This is a genomic window from Glutamicibacter protophormiae, assembly GCF_016894325.1.
Classification (GTDB): Bacteria; Actinomycetota; Actinomycetes; order Actinomycetales; family Micrococcaceae; genus Glutamicibacter; species Glutamicibacter protophormiae.
In genome coordinates this window covers 1,069,873-1,091,671 of the sequence record NZ_CP069806.1, presented here as the reverse complement: position 1 = coordinate 1,091,671, position 21,799 = coordinate 1,069,873, and the positions used below count along the sequence as shown (strand labels likewise).

Genomic DNA, 21,799 nt, shown 5'->3' with positions numbered 1-21,799 from the left:
GGCCAGAGGCCTGCTCTTCAGTGTTCTGCCCGGCTTTACTCACGCGTTCCAGTATAGGCGCTGCCCCGGTCAATGACCTGTTTGGGGCGCAGATGTGGTCGATCCCATCACCGGTGCGCGCTTGGCCCCTCGGACCGCGGATTTCCGGGGCGGATTTCCGCTGCCGGATAGCGCTCCGGCACGCCGCCGGCCGCAGCGCGACTTCCACGCCGCCGGAAATTGCCAAGCAGCAGTCCGCGGCGTGCGAAGTGAACAAAAAATTTGTTCACGACAGATCTTCCGGTGACCCGTCGCTGCCTCCCGCTCCCTGTTGGACGGAGGCGCAGGTTACCGTTGGGAAACGATTGACCGGTGGCGGCTACGCTCCTAGAATCTAAACACTTGCGTGGCTTTTCACGCCGGTGTTGTTGGGGACGAGGTGACTGGGGCGCTTCGCCGCGAGCCGCCTCGCACGGCTTCCATTCACTCGCAAAATTCTTGGGGCTATCAAAACCTGTTCCCCATGGCCGTACGCCATCAGGGGTACGTTGCCGTGTGATGACTTCCAGCGATCTTGCGGGTGAAGATCCACTTCGCGCGGTCCCATATCGGACCGCGAGTCACCAGCTAGGCAAGGAACACCCCATGAAATTCCGTGCATTCGCAGCGGTCGCTGCGGGGGCGCTTCTGGCAACAACGTTGAATATCGCCCCGGCACAAGCCGGAGGCGGATCCCACCATGACTCCCGGACAACGGTGAAGAATGTCGAAACCCTGATCGAGGGCCTCGGCGGGCCGTTGAAGGTGGCGCATGGACCCCGAGGCAGCATCCTGGTCACAGAGTCCTTCGCAGGCATGCTTTCATCGGTGGCACCGGACGGAACCAAGAAGGTTCTGGCTTCCGCGCCGGGCAAGGAAATCGGTGCAGTGTCGTACTCGCACGGCACCACGTACTACTTTGAAAACGTGGCGGGCACCGATGAAAATCCCGAAGTCGTCGGCCCGGCATTGCTCAAATCCATCAGCCACCACGGCAAGACCCGGACCATCACCGACATGACCAAGTGGGAAGTCAAGCTCAACCCGGACGGAAAGACCGTCTACGGTGTCCGCGATGCCCCGCAAACCTGCCTGGACCAGGCACCGTGGCTGCAGTCCACCGGCGAGGTCTATTCCCATCCGTATTCCACCGCGGTGTCGCGCGGCAATGTCTACGTGGGCGACGCGGGCGGCAACGCGCTGTGGAAGGTGGATGCTCGTGGCAAGGCCAGCGTGCTCAAGCTGCTCCCCGCCGAGCCCGTGGTGATCGATGACGCAGTCGTCGCCGCAGCTGCGGAGGCCGGCCTGACCGTTCCGGAATGCATGATGGGACGCACCTACTGGGCCCAGCCCGTTCCCACCGACATCACGCTGAGGGGTGACTGGCTGTACTACACCGTGCTGCCGGGATCTCCGGGCGAATCCATGTCCAAGGGCAAGGTCTACAAGATGAATCTCCATAGCAAGAGGAGCTACGTCGTGGCCAGCGGCCTGAGTGCGCCGACCGGCGTCGCAGTGGATGAACGCGGAACCGTCTTCGTTACCGAGCTGTTCGGCGGAGGCGTGTCCAAGATCGTCAAGGGCAAGGCGGTCAACGTGTTGCCTGCGCAGATGGCCTCCGACGTGGCAATCAGCGGGCACCGGATCGCTGTCAGCACGAATGCGCTGGTGCCATCCGGATCGATTGTCACTGCGACGTTGGGACGCAGCCACCACGGTCATCGCTAATGTGAACCACGGGAATTGAATCCGTGCAGGGCTCTGGGGAGACCTGCACGGAGTTCTATTGTCTGGCGAAGAATCCCTGCTGGCAGCGCACCGAGCGCTCGATGGGGAAATCCCACGCCGCAGACCTGGCATTGGTGAACACCGGAACTTGTCGGAGGCATTGCTCCTTGCCAGGGCGGCAAGTCCTTGACGGCGTCCGCCCACCGACATGCGGCATGAGCAAAGTGACGGTGTTCTTTACCGCGGCGGCGTTCCCCCGGATGCGGCGCTTGCTATCAATGCCTTGAGCAGGGCGGCATAGCTGCAGAACTGCGCAGCTGCGGCTTGCCCTTCTCGATCAAATTCGGGAAACACGGGCCATTTGGTGCAGCAAGGCCACACCCAGCCGTGTTTCCTCCAAGTCGACCGGTCAAGGCCTGGCGTTGGAATACGACGCTCGGCGGTCGTGCCAGGCATTGCTGTGCACGTCGCCACAAACCCGTTTGCCACGCCGGCCCGAGACGAATTCTCCGCCGATGATCCGACATAAAAACTAGGCAATTAAACAGAAAAATGCATCCATAAATGAATATTGCATTTCGTTAAATTTCATCGCAGTATAACGATTAGTCATCATTTTTGAGTTATTGGATTTGATGTCAAAACGGTCTAAAACGATCCTTGATCAGAGGTCCTAATCTGGAACGATTTGAGCAGGGTTCCGCGATTCATGCTACGCTCAAGCAGTCGATGATCCCGCCGGGTCTACGACGCAAGTCGGACACGGCAGGATCAACAACACCTATTTTCCGGTGAACTGCAGACGCAGAGCGGCCGCCTGCCCGACGATGCGGATCATCGACTGGTTCTTTGACTGGCTTGAATTTCGCCGTCAAATGGGGCAGAGCCAAGGATGAATGGTGATTTTGCCGCCGAACTGTTTGCTCGGCGCGTTCGATTCATTCAGGATCGAATTATCGATCATTCAACGAGCATTATGCCTTCGCAAGGCAAGCGAGAGCACGACTGCGAACTGACTCAGCGCGCTTAAAAATAGGCTGGTCCAGGCAAGATATGAACCGAGCAAAGGACGGAGAGTGATTAATGGCCACAGGGCTTGTGTGCGTCGGCTAATCGAACCCCGCCATCGCAGTGCGCGGGATGAGACGTGCAGAACCATGCGCCTTGGCGGGCCCTGTCCCGCCCAGGTGTCGATTCTCGAACTCGTCGATCCTAAGGAGGTGGAGTGTGAACCCGGAAACAGTCGGTTTCAGCGCTCTGACCGTTGTACTTCTATTGGTCTTGTTTTACGGCGGAACTTTCTACGTTTCCACCCGTATCGGTAAGAAGAATGAAAACGCCGACGGGTACATGACCGCCGGCAACAAAATCGGCTTCGGCATATCAGCGGCAAGTATGACCGCTACCTGGATCTGGGCCTCTTCCATGTACGCCTCGGCCTCGTCCGGCTACACCTACGGAATCAGCGGCCCCATCCACTACGGCTTATGGGGCGCCCTGATGATCCTGTTCATCTACCCCTTCGGCAAACGCATCCGCAAGGTGGCTCCCAAGGCGCATACGCTGGCAGAAGTCATGTATGTCCGTCACGGCCGCTCCAGCCAGCTGATGCTGGCAGGTTCCAACGTGGTCGGCTCGGTAATCTCGCTGATGTCCAACTTCATCGCTGGCGGCGTGCTGATTTCCATGCTCTCCCCCTTCAACTTCATCCAGGGCGTTTTCGCCGTGGCCGGCGGTGTGCTGTTGTACACCCTGTGGTCGGGCTTCCGAGCCTCGGTGCTTACCGACTTCATGCAGGTCATCGCCATGCTCGGCGCAGTGGCAATCATCGTGCCGTTCATCTTCTTCGCGGCGGGATTCCCCGCAGCCTTCGAGACCGGGGCGTCGAACCTCACCGCGCAGCAGTCGAACTTCTTCTCCTCCGAGGCCTTCCTGAACCAGGGCGCCCCATACATCGCAGCGGTCCTGGCCTACGCCATCGGCAACCAGACGATCGCCCAGCGCCTGTTCGCTGTGCGCGAGGACCTGATCAAGCCGACATTCATCACCGCAACCATCGGCTACGGCGCCATGGTCATCGGCGTCGGCATGCTCGGCGTACTGGCCCTGTACCTGGGCTTCGAGCCGACCGGCGGGGACCTGAACAACATCATCCCTGAAATGGCTGCAAGCTACCTTCCGGGCATCCTGCTGGCGCTGTTCTTCATCATGATCATCGGCGCGCTGTCCTCGACTGCCGACTCCGACCTGTCCGCGCTGTCTTCCATCATGATGGCCGACATCTACGGCCAGAACATTGCAGGCAAGAAGAAGGCCAACCCGAAAACCATGCTGCTGGTCGGACGGCTGACCATGGTCGCCGCGACCGCGCTGGCCGTCGCATTGGCCAGCATGCAGATGAACATCCTCGACTTGCTTGTCTTCGTCGGCGCCTTGTGGGGCGCGCTGGTCTTCCCGGTGCTCGCCAGCTTCTACTGGAAGAAGGTCACCAACAAGGCCTTTACCGTTTCCGTCATCGCCGCGCTGGCGGTGTTCATTCCGGTGCGCTTCGACATGATCCCGATGACCGGCGTCACCGCCGTGCTGATCGAACTGCTGGCCGTCCTGGGCATCGGCATCGTCCTGGGCCTGATGGCCTTCGGCTTCTTCGGCCTGCGCCCGGCGCTGGTCCTCGGCATCGGCGCCACCGTGGTCGCGGCACCGTTCTGCTTCGGATTCCTGCGCGACTACACGACACTGTCGGCCTCGCTCGTCGCCTATTCGGTCAGTACCATCATCTGCTATCTCATGTCCTTCAAGTCAACGCAGAACTTCGACTTCTCGGTCATCGCCGAGCGGGCTGGGGACTTCGACACCGGAGAACAGCCGGTCGCCGTGCCTTCTGCCGACAGCGGGAACACCACCACCACCGTTCAGGAGCGTGAATAAATGCTAGCCCTCAGCCTCTATGTTCTTATCTGGCCGGTGATCGTGGCCGTGGTCGCCGTCGTCATCTGCAAGGGATTCATTTCCGAGGTCCGCGAGGCCAAGCGCCGCGGTGAGGACCTGATCTAGGTATTCCTCCCCCTCCGCAATACCGCGCAGGTGCCGGTTCCTCACTTTGTAGGGAAGAACCGGCACCTGCCCCATTTGGACCATTTTCAAATTATTTTCGATCCATTCCAATCCGCAACGCGGTGCGCCCCGAATACCCTGTGAAAGCCCGCCCCTTCCGGGACGGGACACCGCGACGGTTCTCGCCGTCGCCGCAGAGGGAGAACGACATGAAGCACACTCAGAAAACGTTCGCCGGAGCCCTGGGATTGATCGCGGTTGCCGCGCTGGGGCTCAGTGCCTGCTCAATGGACAGCGGAACCCCGGAATCATCGAGCTCATCCGCACCCGCGGCTTCCAGCTCGGACATGGCTGCCGAAAGCAGCCCAGCCGCCGACAGCGGCATGGATCCGGCCGGGAGCCTGGTCGGCTCGGGATGTTCGGCCTATGCCGAAGCGGTTCCGAGCGGCGACGGTTCGGTCGCCGGAATGGCCAAGGACCCGGTCGCTGTCGCGGCATCCAACAACCCGCTGCTGAAGACCTTGACCAAAGCGGTCTCCGGAAAGCTGAACCCGGACGTCGATCTGGTCGACACCTTGAACGGCGCCGAATTCACGGTCTTCGCACCGGTTGACGAGGCCTTCGCGGCCATTCCGGAAAAGGATCTGAACGCGGTCGTCAAGGATTCGGACATGCTGACCAAGGTGCTCACCTATCACGTGGTTCCCGGGGAGATCCAGCCCGCAGACATCGCAGGAACTCACACCACCGTTGAAGGCCAGGACCTGAAGGTGACCGGAAGCGGCGACAACCTGATGGTCAATGACGCCAAGGTTGTCTGCGGCGGAGTCCAGACCGCCAACGCGGTGGTCTACCTGGTCGACACCGTCCTGATGCCGCCGGCCGACAAGTAGCCGCGGCGCAAGCACCCTGTCCGACCAACCAAGGCACGGCGGCGTCCGGTTCCGGCGGAGGATCCGGACGCCGCCGTGCGCCGCGCGCCGCGGCAGGTACCGGCGAACGCCCTTGAAACTGAACGGTGGATGAGAACCATGGGAAAGATCCAGTCGTGCATGAGATTCTTGGGTCTATGAGTTCGGAGATGAGCGACGCAGTTCCAGAGCGGGTGATGGTTTCACCCGAAGAACTCATGCGCCGTATTGCCGACGGCGACGAGCGCGCCTTCGAGCAGTTCTACGACTGCCTCGCTCCGCGGGTCTTTGGACTGGTCCGGCGCCTGCTCAAGGACGAGGCGCAAAGCGAGGAAGTGCTGCAGGAAATCTTCGTGGAGGCCTGGCAGCAGGCCAAGCGGTTCGACCGGGCCCGCGGCAGCGCCGCGGCCTGGCTCCTGACCCTCGCGCACCGCCGCACGGTGGACCGCATCCGCTCCAGCCAGGCGAGCCGGGACCGCGACCTGCGCATGGGGCTGCAGGACATCGGCACCGAGTACAACGACGTCGAAGAGAACGCCATCCTCCATGACGAGAGCCGGCGCATCGTCCAGGCGCTGAAGCGCCTGAGCGAGACCCAGCGTGCCGCCATCGAGCTGGCCTACTTCGGAGGCTACACGCACCACGAGGTGGCCGACCTACTGAAAATCCCGGTGGGCACCGCCAAGACGCGCATCCGCGATGGCATGATTAAGCTTCGAGACCTGATGGGGGTGGCGTAGTGGAACCGAACGAGAACGAGCTGACCGGCAGCTACGCCCTGCATGCGCTGGGCGAGGAGGAACGCGCCAGGCTGCTGGCACTGGCCGCAGGCTCCCCCGAGCTGAAGGCCGACATGGATTCCATGGACGAGACCGCCGCCATGCTGGCGCTGGGCAGCGCACCGGTGCCGCCGCCGGCCGGGGTGAAATCCCGTCTCATGGAAGAGATCGCCCGACGCCCGCAGCTGCCCGCCGACGGTCCCGCGGGTCAAGACCCGCAGGCCGGGCCGGCACTCGCCGCGGACCCCGCGCCCGGGTGGCAGACCCGGCCAGCCCGCCGCGGGTCAGCGAAGTTCTTCGCGCTGGCCGCCGCCATCCTGCTGCTGGGCTCGGCAGGGCTGGGAACCGTGGTTTACCTGCAGCAGGCGGAACAGCGCGAGCTGCAGGCACAGCTCACCGATCTCGGCGCACGCCAGAGCGAGCTCACCGCGCTGCTGGGAGCGCCGGACGTGAAAACCAAAACCCAGGCCATGGCCGACGGGGCGAGCGTGACCCTGTCCTACTCGGTGGAGCGCGGCCTGATGGCCGTCACCACCGCCGGGATGCCCGAGCTGCCCCGGGACAAGGGCTACGAGCTCTGGCTGATCTCCGCGGACGGCGCCCAGCCGGCCGGCATGCTCCCGGGAGCCGACGCCGACGGCTTGAAGCTGGTCTCCGGGGCCATGGACGGGATCTCGCATTTCGGCATCACCGTTGAACCGGCTGCGGGTTCGCCCGCGCCGACCACCGAACCGCTGATGGTCCAGGAACTCTGAGCCCGTCCGGGCCAATCCGCGGCCAGCACGGCTCCGAACCACCTGCTCAAGGACCAGCCGCCCCGGAACCACGGGACGGCGGCCAATTTCACCGGAGGTGACATGCCGTGAAGGAAACAACGACGCGCAGCCTGGGAGCGCGCGGAGCGTATGCGCTCGCGGGACTGTGCTCGGCCGGGGTGCTGTTCGGCGTCGCCCAGCTGGCGTCGGCCTTTTTCGCGGCTTCGTCCGCGCCCATGGTGGCGTTGGGATCCGCGGTTATCGATTTCACCCCTCCGTGGCTGAAGGACCTGGCGATTTCGCTGTTCGGCACCAACGACAAGCTGGCCCTGTTCGTTTCGATGGGAGCCGTGGCTATCGTGCTCGCCGCGCTGATCGGCGTGCTGGGCCGGCGCAGCACCGCTGCCGCGTCGGCGGCGGTGCTGGTGCTGGCTGGAATCCTGGGCGCCGCAGTGATCTCGCGTTCCGCCACCGGCCCGCTGGACCTGGTTCCGACGGTCCTGGGCACCGTGGCGGCGCTGTCCACCTTGCGGTGGCTGTGTTCGCTGGCTGCACGGCTGGATCCGGCGCACTGCGATGATCCCTCCGACGGGGTGGCCCGGCGCAATTTCATGCTCGGCGCCGCCGGGTCCGTGGTGCTCGCGGCGGGTGCCGTCTTCCTGTCCAGGTCGCTGTCCGCGACCCGCAATGCCGCCGACCTGGCGCGCAAGGCCCTGCGGCTTCCGGCCGCCCGGACCCCGGCCCCCGCGGTGCCCCCGGGCGCCCAGCTGCAGCTCGCCGGGATGCCCCGGTTCATTACCCCGAACCAGGATTTCTACCGCATCGACACCGCGCTGACGGTGCCCGGCGTCGACCCGGCGCAGTGGTCGCTGCGCGTCCATGGGCTGGTGGAACACGAGTTCACGATGAGCTTCCAGGAGCTGCTCGACCAGGAACTGGTGGAGCACTACCTGACGCTGACCTGCGTTTCGAACCCTGTGGGCGGGGAGTTGGTGGGCAATGCGAAGTGGCTGGGATATCCGCTGCGGGAGGTGCTGGCCCGCGCCAAGCCGACCGCGGGGGCGGACATGGTGCTGTCCACCTCGATTGACGGGTTCAGCGCGTCCACTCCGCTGGAAGCGCTGACCGATGGGCGCATGGCGCTGCTGGCCGTGGGCATGAACGGGGAACCGCTGCCCATGGAGCACGGTTTTCCGGTGCGCATGGTGGTCCCCGGGCTCTACGGATACGTGTCGGCCACCAAGTGGGTGGTGGACTTGGAGGTGACCCGCTTTGCGGACAAGGCCGCCTACTGGACCACCCGCGGCTGGTCCGAGCGCGGCCCGGTGAAGATGTCCTCCCGGGTGGATACCCCGCAGTCCTTTGCCACGGTGCCCGCTGGCCGGGTGGATATCGGCGGCAGCGCCTGGGCGCAGACCCGCGGCATTTCCCGGGTCCAGGTCAGCATCGACGGCGGGCAGTGGCGCGATGCCGAGCTGGCCGACGCGGCCGGGCTCGATACCTGGCGCCAGTGGAGCTACCGCTGGGAGCAGGCGGTGCCCGGCCTGCATGCGGTGGCAGTGCGCGCCTACGACCGCAGCGGAAAGCTGCAGACCGAGGAGCGTGCCGACCCGGTGCCCGACGGCTCCTCTGGCTGGCACCGGGTGCAGTTCACCGTGGAATGATCCGCGACGCCGCACCCGGCGGCGCTCCCCCGGTCCGGACAAGCGAAATCCCCGGCGCCCGCACGATGTTCATCGTGCGGGCGCCGGGGATTTCCCAGCTTGGCGCTCCGGCCAGCGGCTCTGGAAGCGCAGGCAGGCCTAGGCCTGTTCTGCGTCCTGGTCCTCGTCCTTCTTGTACGGGTCCTCGTCGCCGGCAAAGTGCTTGCCTTCGCGCAGGGCCGCGACCTCGGCGTCCTTCTCGCGGGCCTTGGCCAGCAGTTCCTCCAGGTGCGAAGCGCCCTCGGGGATCTCGTCGGCCACGAAGGTCAGTGTCGGGGTCAGCCGGATGGTCAGGTTGCGTCCCAGCTCCTTGCGCAGGGCTCCCCCGCGCTTTTCGAGCATGGCGGCGACGTCGGTCTTCAACTCGTCGTCGCCGAACACCGTGTAGTACACGGTGGCGTGCTGCAGGTCGTTGGTGACGCGGGCATCGGTCACCGTCACGTTGTCGATGCGCTCGTCCTTGATGACGGTGCGCAGGGACTGGGCCATGAGGACCTGCACGCGCTTGGCAAGACGGGCGGCACGGGCTGAATCAGCCATGGTTTTCTCCTTATGGTTCAAAATTCGTGGGCGCCTGGCCGCTTGGCAGCGGTCAAGCGCCCACGAATCGGTAAGTCACGAAGCTACCAGCGGGATGCTGCTAGACGCGTGGCTTCTCGCGCATCTCGAAGGTCTCGATGATGTCGCCTTCCTTGATGTCGTTGAACGACCCCAGGCCGATACCGCATTCGAAGCCCTCGCGGACCTCGGTGACATCGTCCTTCTCGCGGCGCAGCGAGTCGATCGACAGGTTGTCGGCGACCACGTTGCCGTCGCGCACCAGGCGGGCCTTGGTGTTGCGCTTGATGGTGCCCGAGCGGATGATCGAGCCGGCGATGTTGCCGAACTTCGAGGAGCGGAAGACCATGCGGATCTCGGCGGTGCCGAGCGCAACTTCTTCGAACTCCGGCTTGAGCATGCCCTTGAGCGCAGCCTCGATGTCATCGATGGCGCCGTAGATGACCGAGTAGAAGCGCATGTCAACGCCTTCCTTGTCGGCCATTTCGGCAACGCGCTCGGCAGGACGCACGTTGAAGCCAATGATGATCGCGTTGTCCACGGTCGCCAGGTTGACGTCGTTCTGGGTGATCGCACCGACGCCGCGGTGGATGACGCGCAGCTGCACGTCCTCTCCCACGTCGATCTTCATCAGCGAGTCTTCCAGTGCTTCAACAGCACCGGAGGCGTCGCCCTTGAGGATCAGGTTCAGGGTGTCGATCTTGCCGTCGGCCACGGCCTTGTCGAAGTCCTCCAGCGTGATGCGCTTGCGGCGCTTGGCCAGCATGGCGTTGCGCTCGGCGGTTTCACGCTTGTCGGCGATCTGGCGGGCGGTGCGCTCGTCGTCGGTGACCAGGAAGCTGTCGCCTGCACGCGGCACCGAAGACAGGCCGAGGACCTGTACCGGACGCGATGGCAGGGCGATGTCCAGGTTTTCGCCGTTCTCGTTGAACATGGCGCGAACACGGCCGTGGGCGGTGCCCACCACCATGGTGTCGCCGACCGCGAGGGTACCGGACTGCACCAGGACGGTGACCACGGAACCGCGGCCCTTGTCCAGGTTGGCTTCAATGGCCACGCCGCGGGCGGACTTGTCCGGGTTGGCCTGGAGCTCCATGACGTCGGAGGTCAGCAGCACGGCGTCGAGCAGTTCCTCGATGCCCAGCTTCTGCAGGGCGGAGACCTTCACGAACATGGTGTCGCCACCGTATTCCTCGGGCACCAGACCGTACTCGGTGAGCTGGCCCATGACCTTGTCGGGGTTGGCTTCCGGCTTGTCGATCTTGTTCACTGCGACAATGATCGGCACGCCTGCGGCCTGTGCGTGGTTCAGCGCCTCAATGGTCTGCGGCATGACGCCGTCGTCCGCTGCGACAACCAGCACGGCCACGTCGGTGACCTCGGCGCCACGGGCACGCATGGCGGTGAACGCTTCGTGGCCCGGGGTATCGATGAAGGTCATGGAGCGGTCGCGGCCCTCATGCTCATGGGTGATCTGGTAGGCACCGATGTGCTGGGTGATGCCGCCGTGCTCGCCCTCGATAACGTTGGACTTGCGGATGGCATCCAGCAGTCGGGTCTTACCGTGGTCGACGTGGCCCATGATGGTGATGACCGGGGCGCGCTCCTCGAGCTCGTCCTCGCCCTCAGCCTCAAGCTCGGCATCCAGGTCGAGGCCGAAGCCTTCGAGCAGTTCGCGGTCCTCGTCCTCAGGGGAGACGACCGAAACCTTGTAGCCCAGTTCCTGGCCCAGCACCTCGAAGGTGGCCTCGTCCAGCGACTGGGTGGCGGTAGCCATTTCACCGAGGTGGAACAGTACTGTCACCAGTGCTGCCGGGTTTGCGCCGATCTTGTCTGCGAAGTCGGTGATCGATGCGCCGCGGCGCAGACGGATCTCGGTGTCGCCGGTGCCGCGCGGAACATTCACGCCGCCCAACGACGGAGCGCTCATCTGCTCCAATTCCTGGCGCTTGGCACGCTTCGACTTGCGCTGCTTGCCGCGACCGGCGCCTCCCTTGCCGAAGGCACCGCCCACGCCGCCACGGCCGCGTGGTGCACCTGGGCGGAAACCGCCACCGGTACCGCCGCCGCCACCGGTGCCGCCGCCCGGACGACCACGGCCGCCGGCGCCTGCACCCGGACGACCGCCGCCGGCAGGAGCCGGACGATCGGTGCGGTTAGGCATCATGCGCGGGGTGGCAGTGGTGCCGCCCGGACGCGGTGCGCCTGCACCTGCTGGACGCGGGCCGCCTGCACCGGCTGGGCGTGGACCGCCCTGGCCGGCTGGACGCGGGCCGCCTGCACCGGCTGGACGTGGACCGCCCTGGCCGGCTGGACGCGGGCCGCGCTGGCCGTCGCGTGGTGGGCGCGGGCCGCCCTGAGCTGCACCGGCGCCGCCCGGACGCGGGCCGCGCTGGCCGTCGCGTGGTGGACGCGGACCAGCGGAACCGCCTTCGGTCCGCATGCCCTGCTGCGAGCTGAATGGGTTGTTGCCCGGGCGTGGGCCGCCTGGGCGTGGAGCACCCGGACGAGGAGCACGCGATCCGTCGCGGCCTCCGCCGCGGCGTTCGGTGGAGTCACCGGCGCGCATTCCCTGCTGGGAGCTGAACGGGTTGTTGCCCGGACGCGGGGTACCCGGCTTCGGAGCCGGACGTGCGCCTGGCTTCGGTGCACCTGGAACAGGTGCTCCCGGGGTGGCCTGGGCCTTCGGAGCCGCCGGAGCCGCTGGTGCGGCTGGGGCTGCCGGTGCCGCGGGGGCAGCCGGAGCGGCCTTCGGCGCGGCGGCGGCAGGATTTGCTGCCGGGCGCGGGCTCGGGGCGGCAGCCGGCTTGGTGCCAGCTGGCTTCGGAGCAGCCGGGCGGCCTGCTCCCGGGGTTGCTGCCGGACGTGCGGCAGCAGGCTTGGCTGCGCCGCCGTTGGCACCCGGGAATGCGTCGCGCAGCTTGCGGGCGACCGGAGGCTCAACGGTTGAGGATGCAGAGCGAACGAACTCGCCCATGTCCTGCAGTTTGGTCAGTGCTTCTTTCGAAGTAATTCCGAGCTCTTTAGCGAGCTCGTGAACGCGGGGTTTAGCCACATCTCTCCTGTTTTGATGTGATCTGCATAAACCCCGAGTCCGTTGGGACTTAGGTGTTCTGGCAGATCAGCTGTGTAATTCGTGAAATTCTTCCGCCGCACGGTGGATCACGCAGAACTGATTGTTCATCGGTGTGCGCTCAACATTGCGGACTCATCGGGTTGCCATCAGATTTCTGACCCGCTTTCATCATGTTTGCCAGATGGCCGGCCTGAGGCCGGTCGATCTTCGTATGCGGTGAATTGCTCTAGCACCGTTTCGGCGTTGACCGCGGACTTGAAAGCCCTGGAGAACGCCCGACGCTGAACTGCCTGCCGCACACACTTTTCAATCCCGTGGGTCCAGGCGCCCCGCCCGGAGGCGGAAGCGCCCACATCAAGAAGCACCGCGGGAAGCGGTGCCTGCTCGGTGAGAACCCAACGAATCAGATCATTTCTGGAGGTAGAGGTCCGACAGCCAATGCACGTGCGTTGCTGATGCAGCTTCATGCGAGCGCCGTCGCCACCTTCCTGTTGAAATGAACCAACTACCAGTCTAGCGCGTTTGCGCCCCGGTGTGCGCGTGAGTTTGGTATCACACGCACCCCGGCGCAACTGCAGCAGACCGTGAACCATGTCCCGACTGTTCTAGAGCTGGGGCTCCTTGCCGCCCGAAGCAGCCAGGATATCGATGCGCCAGCCGGTGAGCTTGGCGGCCAGGCGGGCGTTCTGCCCTTCCTTGCCGATGGCCAGCGAGAGCTGGGAATCCGGAACCACTACGCGGGCGCGGCGTTCGGCTTCATCCAGGATCTCCACGGAGACGACCTTCGACGGCGAGAGGGCGGCGGCGATGAACTTGGCCGGGTCCTCGTTGTAGTCGACGATGTCGATCTTCTCGTCGCTCAGCTCGTTCATCACGGCGCGCACGCGAGTGCCCATTTCACCGATGCAGGCGCCCTTGGCGTTGACGCCAGGCTTGGTGGCGCGCACGGCGATCTTGGTGCGGTGGCCGGCTTCGCGGGCCAGCGCTTCGACCACGACGGTGCCGTCGGCGATCTCCGGAACTTCCATTTCGAACAGCAGGCGAACCAGGTTCGGGTGCGAGCGCGAAAGCGTCACGGCCGGGCCCTTGTTGCCGCGCTCGGCGGAGACCACGTAGGCGCGCAGGCGGTTGCCGTGCTGGTACTTCTCCCCCGGCACCTGCTCAACGGGAGGCAGCAGCGCTTCGACGGCGCCGATGTTGACCTGCACCATGTGCGAGGAGTAGCCCTGCTGGATGACGCCGGAAATCAAGGTTCCTACGCGGGCGGCGTACTCGCCGACGACCTGGGCGTCCTCTGCTTCACGCAGGCGCTGCATGATGACCTGGCGTGCAGTCGAAGCGGCAATGCGGCCGAAACCGTGCGGGGTGTCGTCGAATTCTCCCAGCACCACGCCGGCTGCGTCGCGGTCCTCAACGAGGATCGAGACGTGGCCGTTGCTGCGTTCGATGTGGGCGCGGGCGCCGGGCATCGCGCCTTCGGTCTTGTTGTAGGCAAGCAGCAGCGCGGACTCGATGGTCGGGATCAGGACTTCCATCGGAATGTCGCGGTCTTTTTCCAGAATGCGTAGTGCGTCGAGATCAATATCCACGCCTAGCCCTCCCAATCTTCAGTGTCAATGGTGTCAAACAGCTCGTCGTCGATGTTCAGCTCCGGATCGACTACGGCCTTGCGGATGTTTTCAAAGGAGTAGCTGACCGGATCCAAGATCTTGGTCTTCATGCCCTTTTTGGCAGGCTCGCGGTGCTCGGCAATAACGACCTCGTCGTCGGAAACCTCGTTGATACGTCCGCGAAGCTTGGTGCCGTCGGTCAGCGTGAGCTTGACCATGCGGTTCAGTGCACGCACCCAGTGGCGCGGCGCGGTCAGCGGGCGGGACAGGCCCGGCGAGCTGACTTCAAGTTCATAGGGGGAGGCCGAGGCATAGACGACGTCTTTGTCCAGGGCGTTGGAAATGGTGGTGGTGACTTCACCGAGCGCATCGAGATTCACCGACTCGCGGCCGTCGGCCTTGTCGATGATGATCTGGATAATCATCTGCTTGCCCGACGGGCGAAGAGAGACTTCTTCCAGAATTAATCCGTGGGATTCTACTTCCGGTTTCAACACAGCACTCAGACGCTGCGCTTCCTGTTCGGTATCGGCCGGCATACCGGTCATGGATATCCTCCCACGCTATTCGATGTTGTCCGTTAAGCCTATCTCCCCGAACCCCGCTTGAGAACTCGTTCACCGTCTCAGGTGAAGGAACTCACGCCCGACGTATGCACCACGCCACGGCACCAGGGCCAAAGGCCTCGCCGCTGGCCGACTTCATGGGATGATCATTTCGCTATGACTTATCCATCCCCTCGTCCCGCAGAACCGCATCAGCCGCCGGCCAAGCGAGCCCCCGGCTGGATCGCCCCGGTGCTGCTCGCATCGATTGCCGGAGCCGCTACCTGCGGAATCGGGGTCACGGTGTTCCACGGCGCATTGGTCGACCGAGGCCTCCCGGAGGCCGTCAGCGCGGCTTCGACCGACCAGCAGGCACAGTGGCAGTACGGTGCTCAGCTGGCGGACTTGGGAAGCCAGGCCACAGCACTGGCCAAGTTGGCAGAAAACGGGAAGGTCGCGGCCGCCCTGGCCGATCTGGGCACTTCGCTCTCGCAGGGTGCGGCCCTGGCAGGGGAATTGCGTTTCGACGACCAGCCACCGGCCTCCCAGCCAGGGAGCTACTCCCCCGAAAAGCTGGAAGCCTTGGCGTCATCGGTCGCGGCCCTGAGCTCCAGCATTCCCGATTTCTCCGAACCCGATCTCCAGCGTGGCGAGACCTTCGCGCGAATTGCCTTTCAAATCAATTTCGACGCCCGCGAAGCCTTGAAGCTGGTGGACAAGGAGTTGGCTGCGAAGTTGCCTCAGGCAATCACCGACGCCGACTCACCGGAGGCTGCGCAAACTGTAGCCTGCCTGGCTGACCACAGTTTGATAGAGGGCTCCTCCTCGCCCGCCGATCAGGATCTTGTCGAACCCGTCGTGCTGGCCCGCGCCCTAGATCGCGGATACGCCTTGGACTACACCCTGCAGCTCAAGGCGGCCAGGGGCAGCAGCACGGCGGCGCAGGCGGCAGAGAGGGAGCGGACGGCGCTCAATGCGCAGTTGCGTACCTTGCGTTCGGCCCTGCCCGCTGACTGCACAGATCTCCGCCTGCCCGCATACGAACTCCCGAAGAACGGACTGGACCGGCTGGAAGAAGTCGCCGCTTCCGCACAATCCGGCTACTCGGATGCGCTCCTCACTGCAGCGGGGAATATCGCCGGCGACCAGCAATCGACGGTAGCCGGTGTCGCCAACGACGCGTTGAGCACCCAACAGTCCAAGGCCGGAGCCGAACGCATCCTGCGCTCGGGAGCCAAGTAGCCTGCCCATCCGGGGCCCTTCCACGCACGGCCGCTCTGGCAGTACCGAATTCTCAAATCATTTCTGATTTTCTTGCCACCTCAGCAGGAAACAAAAATCCAGCATTTAAATGACAAGTTTTCTCATGGCAGGCGTCGCGCCGCCAAAGGATGCCCGCAAGCTTTCCGCAAGATGAATTCCGCAGTTTCAGGAAATTTGAATGTGGCTAAAACCCAACGGCCCCCGCACCTGCCGCACCCGGCAACATGCAATCCGGCCTGATAGTTTGCCGATTCACCGATGCGCGGACACCAGGAAAAGCGACGCGCGATTTCATCCGAACCCACTAGTTCCACCTCGCTATTTTCGCCCAATCAGGTTAGAGTCGAATTATCAGAAGATTTAAATTCGATATTTTAAATCATCGAATCCGACATTTTCCGGAAAGGAATTTTCCGCTTCGAGTGCCGTGCATTATCCGATGCTGTCCCTCGTTTTGCTCACTTCGAACAAAGGTAGAATCCCATGGCAGGTCGCATTGTCCGATCGAAAATCGCAGAGCTCGCGGCGGAGACCATCGGGTCGCGCCACGGTCGAGAAGTGTTGAGAGAACATGGCTGGACCGAGGGAATGCCTGTCGTGATTGCCCAGCATGACGAGAAACTCAGCGATGTCATCGCACTCGCCGTGATGCACCGGCCTCCGGTGCTGATCGCCACGCTCTCCCCGCAATCCAACGACCTCTGTTTCACCTATGTAGTGATTGGATGCACTGATCTGGAAGTTGTCTCTTCACGCAACGCCAACGATTCCATCCTTGATCTGTACCGTGACGCGCAATCCACGCCATGCCTGACCTTTCGGGTCGAACCGCTGACACACAGCGCGATCGCCCATGCGATTCCACCATTGCAGAAGACTGCAGGCGCGAAATATCCGGGGATCCCCAACGTCGCCGACGTCCGCCACGCCTAACTACTGACCGCTGCGCCAGCCCTGCTTCCCGGATCTGCCCATCGCCGGCAGTTCGAAGCGGCTGGCGTTTTGCCGTCTAGTCCCGCTTCTCCTTCTCGACGTCCCGCTCGACAGTGTCGACCGCGGCGATTTCACTCACGATCCTGATTTGTTCGCCCTCTCGGATGTCCTGCTCCCTCTGCTGGTGCTGCTTCTGCAGTCCGGCAACATCGCGCGGGGGCAGCTGCAACGAGTGCTCGGCGCTGAGTCCGGCCTGGAGTTCGCGGCCACGTTCGAGTTCCGCATCCAGCACGGCTCCAAAGAGCAGCGACAAGTTCGCGATCCAGATCCATAGCAAAAGCACGATCACGCCACCGATCGCGCCATAAGTCTTGTTGTAGTTTCCGAAATTGGAGACGTAGTAGAAAAAGCCGGCCGTGGACAACGCCAGGACGATGAGGGCGACGAAGGCTCCCATGCTGAGCACCCTGAACTTAGCATGCTTGACGTTCGGGGTTCCGTAATAGAGCACCGCGACCAGCATGACCGCGAATACCGCCATCACCGGCCATTTGGCGATGTTCCATATCAGCAAGGCGGATTCACCTAGCCCGATGAAGTTGCCGAGTGTCTGCGCAATCGGGCCGGAGAGCACAAACAGCGCGCCCATGACTGCGGCGGCAACCAGCAGGAACAGCGTCACCAGAAGCATCATCGGCTTGAGCTTGTAGAATGGCCGGCCTTCGTCCACGGAATATATCTGGTTCATGGCTCGTCCGAATGCCCCGACATAACCCGAGGCGCTCCAGATCGCACCCAGAAGACCTGCCGCCAAGGCCAATCCGGCGGCAGGAGTCGACGTCAGCTGTTCGATGGGCTGGCGTAGTGTTTCGACCACCTGGGGGCTGGCGAACTCTTCCAGCAGCGACAGCATCGATTTGGTGGTGGTCTCCGCCTGCCCCACAACACCAAGCAATGAGACCACTGCCAGCAACCCCGGGAAAATCGACAGCATGGTGTAATAGGTCAGCGCCGCGGCCAGGTCGGTGCATTTGTTTCTAGAAAACTCATGCAAAGAGCGTTTAGCAACGTATTTCCATGAATCTGCGCGCAGCCTATGCGACTTGTCCAGCTCTGTCTTGACCGCAGTTTCAAACTCGCGGTCGACTCCGGCAAGGCCGGCCATGCTGGTCCCCGGTCGCTCTTCTGCGCTCAGTGGATTTGTCTGGTTATTCTCGGACATCTGCCCACCCCGAAGTCTGCGTGATCTGAACGTACTCATCCCGGCCATTCAAACAGGGTTAGCGCATCAGCTCAACATACTTTCCCCAATACACAGTAGGAAGCCAGCTTGCGTGCGGGCAACGGATTCTCGGCATCGATGCTTCGCACACCAGCTAGTCGCTGTTTGCGACGGTACCGGACAGACATACAGTGCACGGATGATGCACGCGGGTAGCGAATGTGCCACGATTCTTCTAAGGGTACTCGTTTGAGGAGAACACCATGTCAGAGACATCTGAAGGGGCAACATCGGGGAACCGTGGTTCCCTGCTTCCTGTTGCCCGCTCGTTTCCGGTCCACGTCGACAATCTGCTGCTGGTTGGCTGGGCAATCCGCTCCGATGCACTCCTGGTCCAGGCGGGCGGAATGGGCGAGTCCGTCCAGGTTAATATCCAAGGCGAGCATGTCAAACCCGTAGAGATCCGCTACGTTGGCCGCGAACTCAAGGGTTGGGAGCCCTGGACCTTGCTGCTCCTGGAAACGGGAACCCTGCATGTCGGGTATGATGCCTTCCCGCCCGGTTTCGAAGGTTTTGATCATGACGATGAACTCGGGGATTCCCCTTGGTGCAGGTTCTTTCCATGGTTGCCGGAATGCTAAAACGTCGTCACGTTCTGCGTGTGGTGGCCGCGCTATTAGCCTTCGTGTTTGACCTGTTCCTGTGGCAAGGGGCCGTCACCACGCCGGGCGGTATGGAGATGCCCATGTGGTTGATCCCCGCCGCACTGGCCGGTGCGTATGCGGTACTTCTGACCCAGCGCAGGATTTGGCTGGGGTTCACTGCTTTCCTCCTCGTATCGCTGCTGGGTCTCGCAATCTCCTCCATTGTTGGAATCGTCGGATCCTATATGGCGTTATTCCTCATGGTTCGGCATTCGAGCACGAAGGTTGCGAACACCGCGCTAGCGGGAATGATTTTGCCTATTTCGGTGGCGACTTATAGTTCCGTGACTTACGAGGGCCAGTCCGAGGGTCTGCTGGTCCTGATGTCGTGGAATATCGGCTTCTACGCCGCCGTTACGTTGCTCTGCTACTTCGCCGCCCGGACCCTGCGGAGAACCGAAAATCGGTTGACGACCGAACGGAGCTGGGCCGAAGCGGCGCTGGAAGAAGCTCGCGCCGGGGAACGCCTGCGAATCAGCCGCGACCTGCATGACTCCGTGGCGCATTCCATGACGGCTGTGGTGCTTCAGGTGGCTGGCGTGCGCGCGATATTGAAAAAAGGCGCAGAGTTCGAGAAGGTCGACCCGGTGCTCGCCGATATCCAGGTTACCGCCGAACAGAGCATGCGCGAACTGCACCGCTTGCTGGGCATGCTGCGTAGCGAGGAAGAATCCCAGGTCGGGCAGTCGCATACCTTTGAGGAGATTGCCTCGCTGATTTCATCGGCCCAGGACTCCGGTCTCGACGTCGTACTGACATCCAGTGGAGAGGCTCAAATGCTGGACCCCAGCATCAGCCATGCCGGCTACCGAGTGGTTCAGGAAGGCCTGGCCAACGCGATGAAGCATGGTGGCGAGGGCTGCCGGGTGGAAATCTCCACGCGTTGGACAGCGACCCTGCTGACCATCTCCGTAACGTCAATTTCCGGGGTCATGAAAAGGCCTGCTGTGTCCGGCGGATTCGGGCTGCTGGGATTGCGCGAGCGGATCGGTGTCTCCGGGGGTTCTTTAAGCCACGGTCCCACGCCCGGTGGTTATCTGCTCAAGGCAACTCTGCCGGTCGATGCACCAGAGGAACTTCCCGGCGCCGTCCGGCGAGGCACGAATACTGCAAAGGCCAAGGAGGTCTCATGATTCGCGTGCTAATAGTCGATGACCAGCCGCAGGTACGAGCCGGGATCAGCATGATCCTCTCCGCCGAAGACGACATAGAAATTATCGGCGAGGCCGGATCCGGGGCCGAGGCCCTGGTGCTTGCCCAGGAGCTCGCTCCCGATGTGGTGCTGATGGATGTGCGCATGCCCGGCATGGACGGAGTCACCGCAACCAGCGAGCTCATCAGGCAGAACGGCAGCGACCCGGACCATCTGATCAGGGTACTGATCATGACAACTTTTGACGACGAGGACATCGTTGTCTCCTCCCTCCAGGCCGGCGCCAGCGGCTACCTGCTCAAACATGCCTCACCCACCGAAATTGCCGACGCGCTGCGCCGGGTGGCCGGCGGCGACACCTGGCTGGATGCCACCGCGGCCACGCGGCTCGTGGCCAAGTTGCGTGAACGCAGCGACGAACATGTTGACATCCGCCAAGTGCTCACCCGCCGGGAGCAGGAGGTCCTGCGGCACGTCGCCGCAGGGCGGTCCAACCAGCAGATCCTCGAGTCGCTGGTGCTCAGCGAGGCGACGGTGAAAACCCACGTCGCCAGGATCCTGTTCAAGACGGGAGCCCGGGACCGCGCCGCCGCCGTGGCCTTGGCCTACCGATCGGGTTTCGTCCGCCCCGACGACCAGCTGCCCGCCTGAACATACCGTCCTGGTATGACGCTTTGTCTCGAATAATGAGCCATGCTTTAAGGGAAATGGATCTCTTCGGGCACCTTGGAGAGGCATTTTGAAATACGCGCAGGTTGTCCACCTCGCGTTATAGAGATAAAGATTCCTAATCGGTTGAGCGGTCTTCACCGCATTCTGTTCGGCGTAACGAACAATGCGTCACTCAACGGAATCGATTGTGGTGTTCCTTGGGGGAGGATAACCGCAAGCCCATTGTGTTCCCGGGTCTTCGCCGGGCACGCAATGGGCATTATCCTTTTGAGCGGCCTTCCAATGGCCGGGCCGAGTCAGCGTCCCAGGAGCAGGTCGGAGCCGAGCTTCAGGATCAGCGCGGCAACCACCACCACGAAAACGACCCGGATGAATTTGCTGCCCTTGGAAATGGCCATGCGGGCACCGAGGTAACCGCCGAGCATGTTCATCACTCCCATGGCCAGGCCTACGCCCAGCAGCACGTGGCCGGTGGGCAGGAACAGAGCCAGCGCACCCAAGTTGGTAAACAGGTTGACGATCTTCGCCTTGGCCGACGACTGCAGGAAGTTGTAGCCGAGCACCGTCACCATGGCAATGATCAAAAAGGATCCGGTGCCCGGCCCGATCATCCCGTCGTAGCCGCCGATCACCAGGCCGATGAGCACCGCGCGGAAATAGTGCTGCCTGCCGCTATAGCGCAAGCGGGAAAGCTCCCCGGCCTTGGGCTTGAGAATCGTGAACAGCAATACCGCCACCAACGCCGCGATGATGATCGGCTTGATCGCCGCGGCAGGAAGCATCGTGGCCAAGGCCGCTCCGCCGAAGGCCCCGAACATGGCGGTGACCGCCATCGGGATGGCGGTTTTCAGGTCGGGGCTGGTCCGGCGGTAGTAGGTCACGGCGCTGGTGGAGGTTCCGAAGATGGATGCCATCTTGTTGGTTGCCAGCGCCTGGACCGGGGTAATGCCTGGAAAGAGCAGCAGCGCGGGCAATTGGATCAATCCCCCGCCGCCAACCACCGCGTCAATCCACCCGGCCCCGAACCCTGCCAGTAACAGCAGGAGAAGGGGCCACAGGGAGATTGGTTCGCCGTTGACGGACAGGAAATCGAGAACCTCTTGCACCGCGCTACT

Annotated in this window: 19 protein-coding genes; 12 read left to right on the top strand and 7 right to left on the bottom strand. The window is 63.1% G+C overall.

What is annotated here, in order from left to right:
- Positions 1 to 624: 624 nt before the first annotated feature.
- The 7 genes from JQN66_RS05200 to JQN66_RS05175 all read left to right on the top strand — a co-directional run bounded on the left by JQN66_RS05200 (position 625) and on the right by JQN66_RS05175 (position 8,909).
- Positions 625 to 1,746, top strand: coding sequence for a ScyD/ScyE family protein (locus JQN66_RS05200; RefSeq protein WP_204676919.1), 1,122 nt, complete (start codon positions 625 to 627; stop codon positions 1,744 to 1,746).
- A 1,227-nt stretch (positions 1,747 to 2,973) separates the two neighbouring features.
- Entirely contained in the window at positions 2,974 to 4,674 is a 1,701-nt protein-coding gene (locus tag JQN66_RS05195) for a sodium:solute symporter family protein (RefSeq protein WP_239464148.1), read from the top strand.
- Positions 4,675 to 4,800 (top strand): putative transporter small subunit, encoded by a 126-nt coding sequence (locus tag JQN66_RS18465; protein ID WP_239464147.1) that lies wholly within the window; start codon positions 4,675 to 4,677, stop codon positions 4,798 to 4,800.
- Positions 4,801 to 5,009: 209 nt separating this feature from the next.
- Entirely contained in the window at positions 5,010 to 5,693 is a 684-nt protein-coding gene (locus tag JQN66_RS05190; RefSeq protein ID WP_204676917.1) for a fasciclin domain-containing protein, read from the top strand.
- Between the two features lie 188 nt (positions 5,694 to 5,881).
- On the top strand, positions 5,882 to 6,451 hold the full coding sequence (sigK, locus tag JQN66_RS05185) for an ECF RNA polymerase sigma factor SigK (RefSeq protein ID WP_204676916.1): 570 nt from the start codon (positions 5,882 to 5,884) through the stop codon (positions 6,449 to 6,451).
- A complete protein-coding gene (locus JQN66_RS05180) occupies positions 6,451 to 7,245 on the top strand; it encodes an anti-sigma factor (protein ID WP_204676915.1) in 795 nt (264 codons plus the stop codon). Before sigK ends, JQN66_RS05180 begins: the two co-directional genes overlap by 1 nt.
- 107 nt (positions 7,246 to 7,352) lie before the next feature.
- Positions 7,353 to 8,909 carry a molybdopterin-dependent oxidoreductase gene (locus tag JQN66_RS05175; protein WP_239464146.1) on the top strand — a complete coding sequence of 519 codons (1,557 nt, stop codon included), beginning with the start codon at positions 7,353 to 7,355 and terminating at the stop codon, positions 8,907 to 8,909.
- 138 nt (positions 8,910 to 9,047) lie between these two features.
- Here JQN66_RS05175 and rbfA read toward each other — a convergent pair whose 3' ends face one another.
- From rbfA to JQN66_RS05150, 5 genes are all read right to left on the bottom strand, one after another.
- Positions 9,048 to 9,488 carry a 30S ribosome-binding factor RbfA gene (gene rbfA / locus JQN66_RS05170; RefSeq protein WP_188949113.1) on the bottom strand — a complete coding sequence of 147 codons (441 nt, stop codon included), beginning with the start codon at positions 9,486 to 9,488 and terminating at the stop codon, positions 9,048 to 9,050.
- Between the two features lie 100 nt (positions 9,489 to 9,588).
- Entirely contained in the window at positions 9,589 to 12,561 is a 2,973-nt protein-coding gene (gene infB, locus JQN66_RS05165) for a translation initiation factor IF-2 (protein ID WP_204676914.1), read from the bottom strand.
- 167 nt (positions 12,562 to 12,728) lie between these two features.
- Positions 12,729 to 13,049 carry a YlxR family protein gene (locus JQN66_RS18700; protein ID WP_204676913.1) on the bottom strand — a complete coding sequence of 107 codons (321 nt, stop codon included), beginning with the start codon at positions 13,047 to 13,049 and terminating at the stop codon, positions 12,729 to 12,731.
- 138 nt (positions 13,050 to 13,187) lie between these two features.
- Positions 13,188 to 14,171, bottom strand: a complete 984-nt coding sequence (gene nusA / locus JQN66_RS05155; RefSeq protein ID WP_188949110.1) for a transcription termination factor NusA — start codon at positions 14,169 to 14,171, stop codon at positions 13,188 to 13,190.
- A gap of 2 nt (positions 14,172 to 14,173) precedes the next feature.
- Positions 14,174 to 14,740, bottom strand: coding sequence for a ribosome maturation factor RimP (locus JQN66_RS05150; RefSeq protein ID WP_204676912.1), 567 nt, complete (start codon positions 14,738 to 14,740; stop codon positions 14,174 to 14,176).
- Positions 14,741 to 14,914: 174 nt separating this feature from the next.
- Here JQN66_RS05150 and JQN66_RS05145 point away from each other — a divergent pair, with 174 nt between their 5' ends.
- Together JQN66_RS05145 and JQN66_RS05140 are read left to right on the top strand one after the other, a co-directional pair.
- A complete protein-coding gene (locus JQN66_RS05145) occupies positions 14,915 to 15,979 on the top strand; it encodes a hypothetical protein (protein WP_204676911.1) in 1,065 nt (354 codons plus the stop codon).
- A gap of 504 nt (positions 15,980 to 16,483) precedes the next feature.
- On the top strand, positions 16,484 to 16,933 hold the full coding sequence (locus JQN66_RS05140; RefSeq protein ID WP_204676910.1) for a hypothetical protein: 450 nt from the start codon (positions 16,484 to 16,486) through the stop codon (positions 16,931 to 16,933).
- A 76-nt stretch (positions 16,934 to 17,009) separates the two neighbouring features.
- Here the strand turns inward: JQN66_RS05140 and JQN66_RS05135 are convergent, their stop codons facing one another.
- Entirely contained in the window at positions 17,010 to 18,155 is a 1,146-nt protein-coding gene (locus JQN66_RS05135; protein ID WP_239464145.1) for a YihY/virulence factor BrkB family protein, read from the bottom strand.
- 263 nt (positions 18,156 to 18,418) lie between these two features.
- Between JQN66_RS05135 and JQN66_RS05130 the strand changes: the two genes are divergently transcribed.
- Genes JQN66_RS05130 through JQN66_RS05120 form a run of 3 tightly spaced genes read left to right on the top strand, consistent with a single transcriptional unit; the run spans position 18,419 to position 20,663 of the window.
- On the top strand, positions 18,419 to 18,796 hold the full coding sequence (locus JQN66_RS05130; RefSeq protein WP_204676909.1) for a hypothetical protein: 378 nt from the start codon (positions 18,419 to 18,421) through the stop codon (positions 18,794 to 18,796).
- Entirely contained in the window at positions 18,763 to 19,992 is a 1,230-nt protein-coding gene (locus tag JQN66_RS05125; protein ID WP_239464190.1) for a sensor histidine kinase, read from the top strand. Before JQN66_RS05130 ends, JQN66_RS05125 begins: the two co-directional genes overlap by 34 nt.
- A complete protein-coding gene (locus JQN66_RS05120; protein ID WP_204676907.1) occupies positions 19,989 to 20,663 on the top strand; it encodes a response regulator in 675 nt (224 codons plus the stop codon). Before JQN66_RS05125 ends, JQN66_RS05120 begins: the two co-directional genes overlap by 4 nt.
- 317 nt (positions 20,664 to 20,980) lie before the next feature.
- On the opposite strand, the gene JQN66_RS05115 is transcribed toward JQN66_RS05120, so the two are convergent.
- Positions 20,981 to 21,790 (bottom strand): sulfite exporter TauE/SafE family protein, encoded by an 810-nt coding sequence (locus JQN66_RS05115; protein ID WP_204676906.1) that lies wholly within the window; start codon positions 21,788 to 21,790, stop codon positions 20,981 to 20,983.
- Between the last annotated feature and the right edge of the window lie 9 nt (positions 21,791 to 21,799).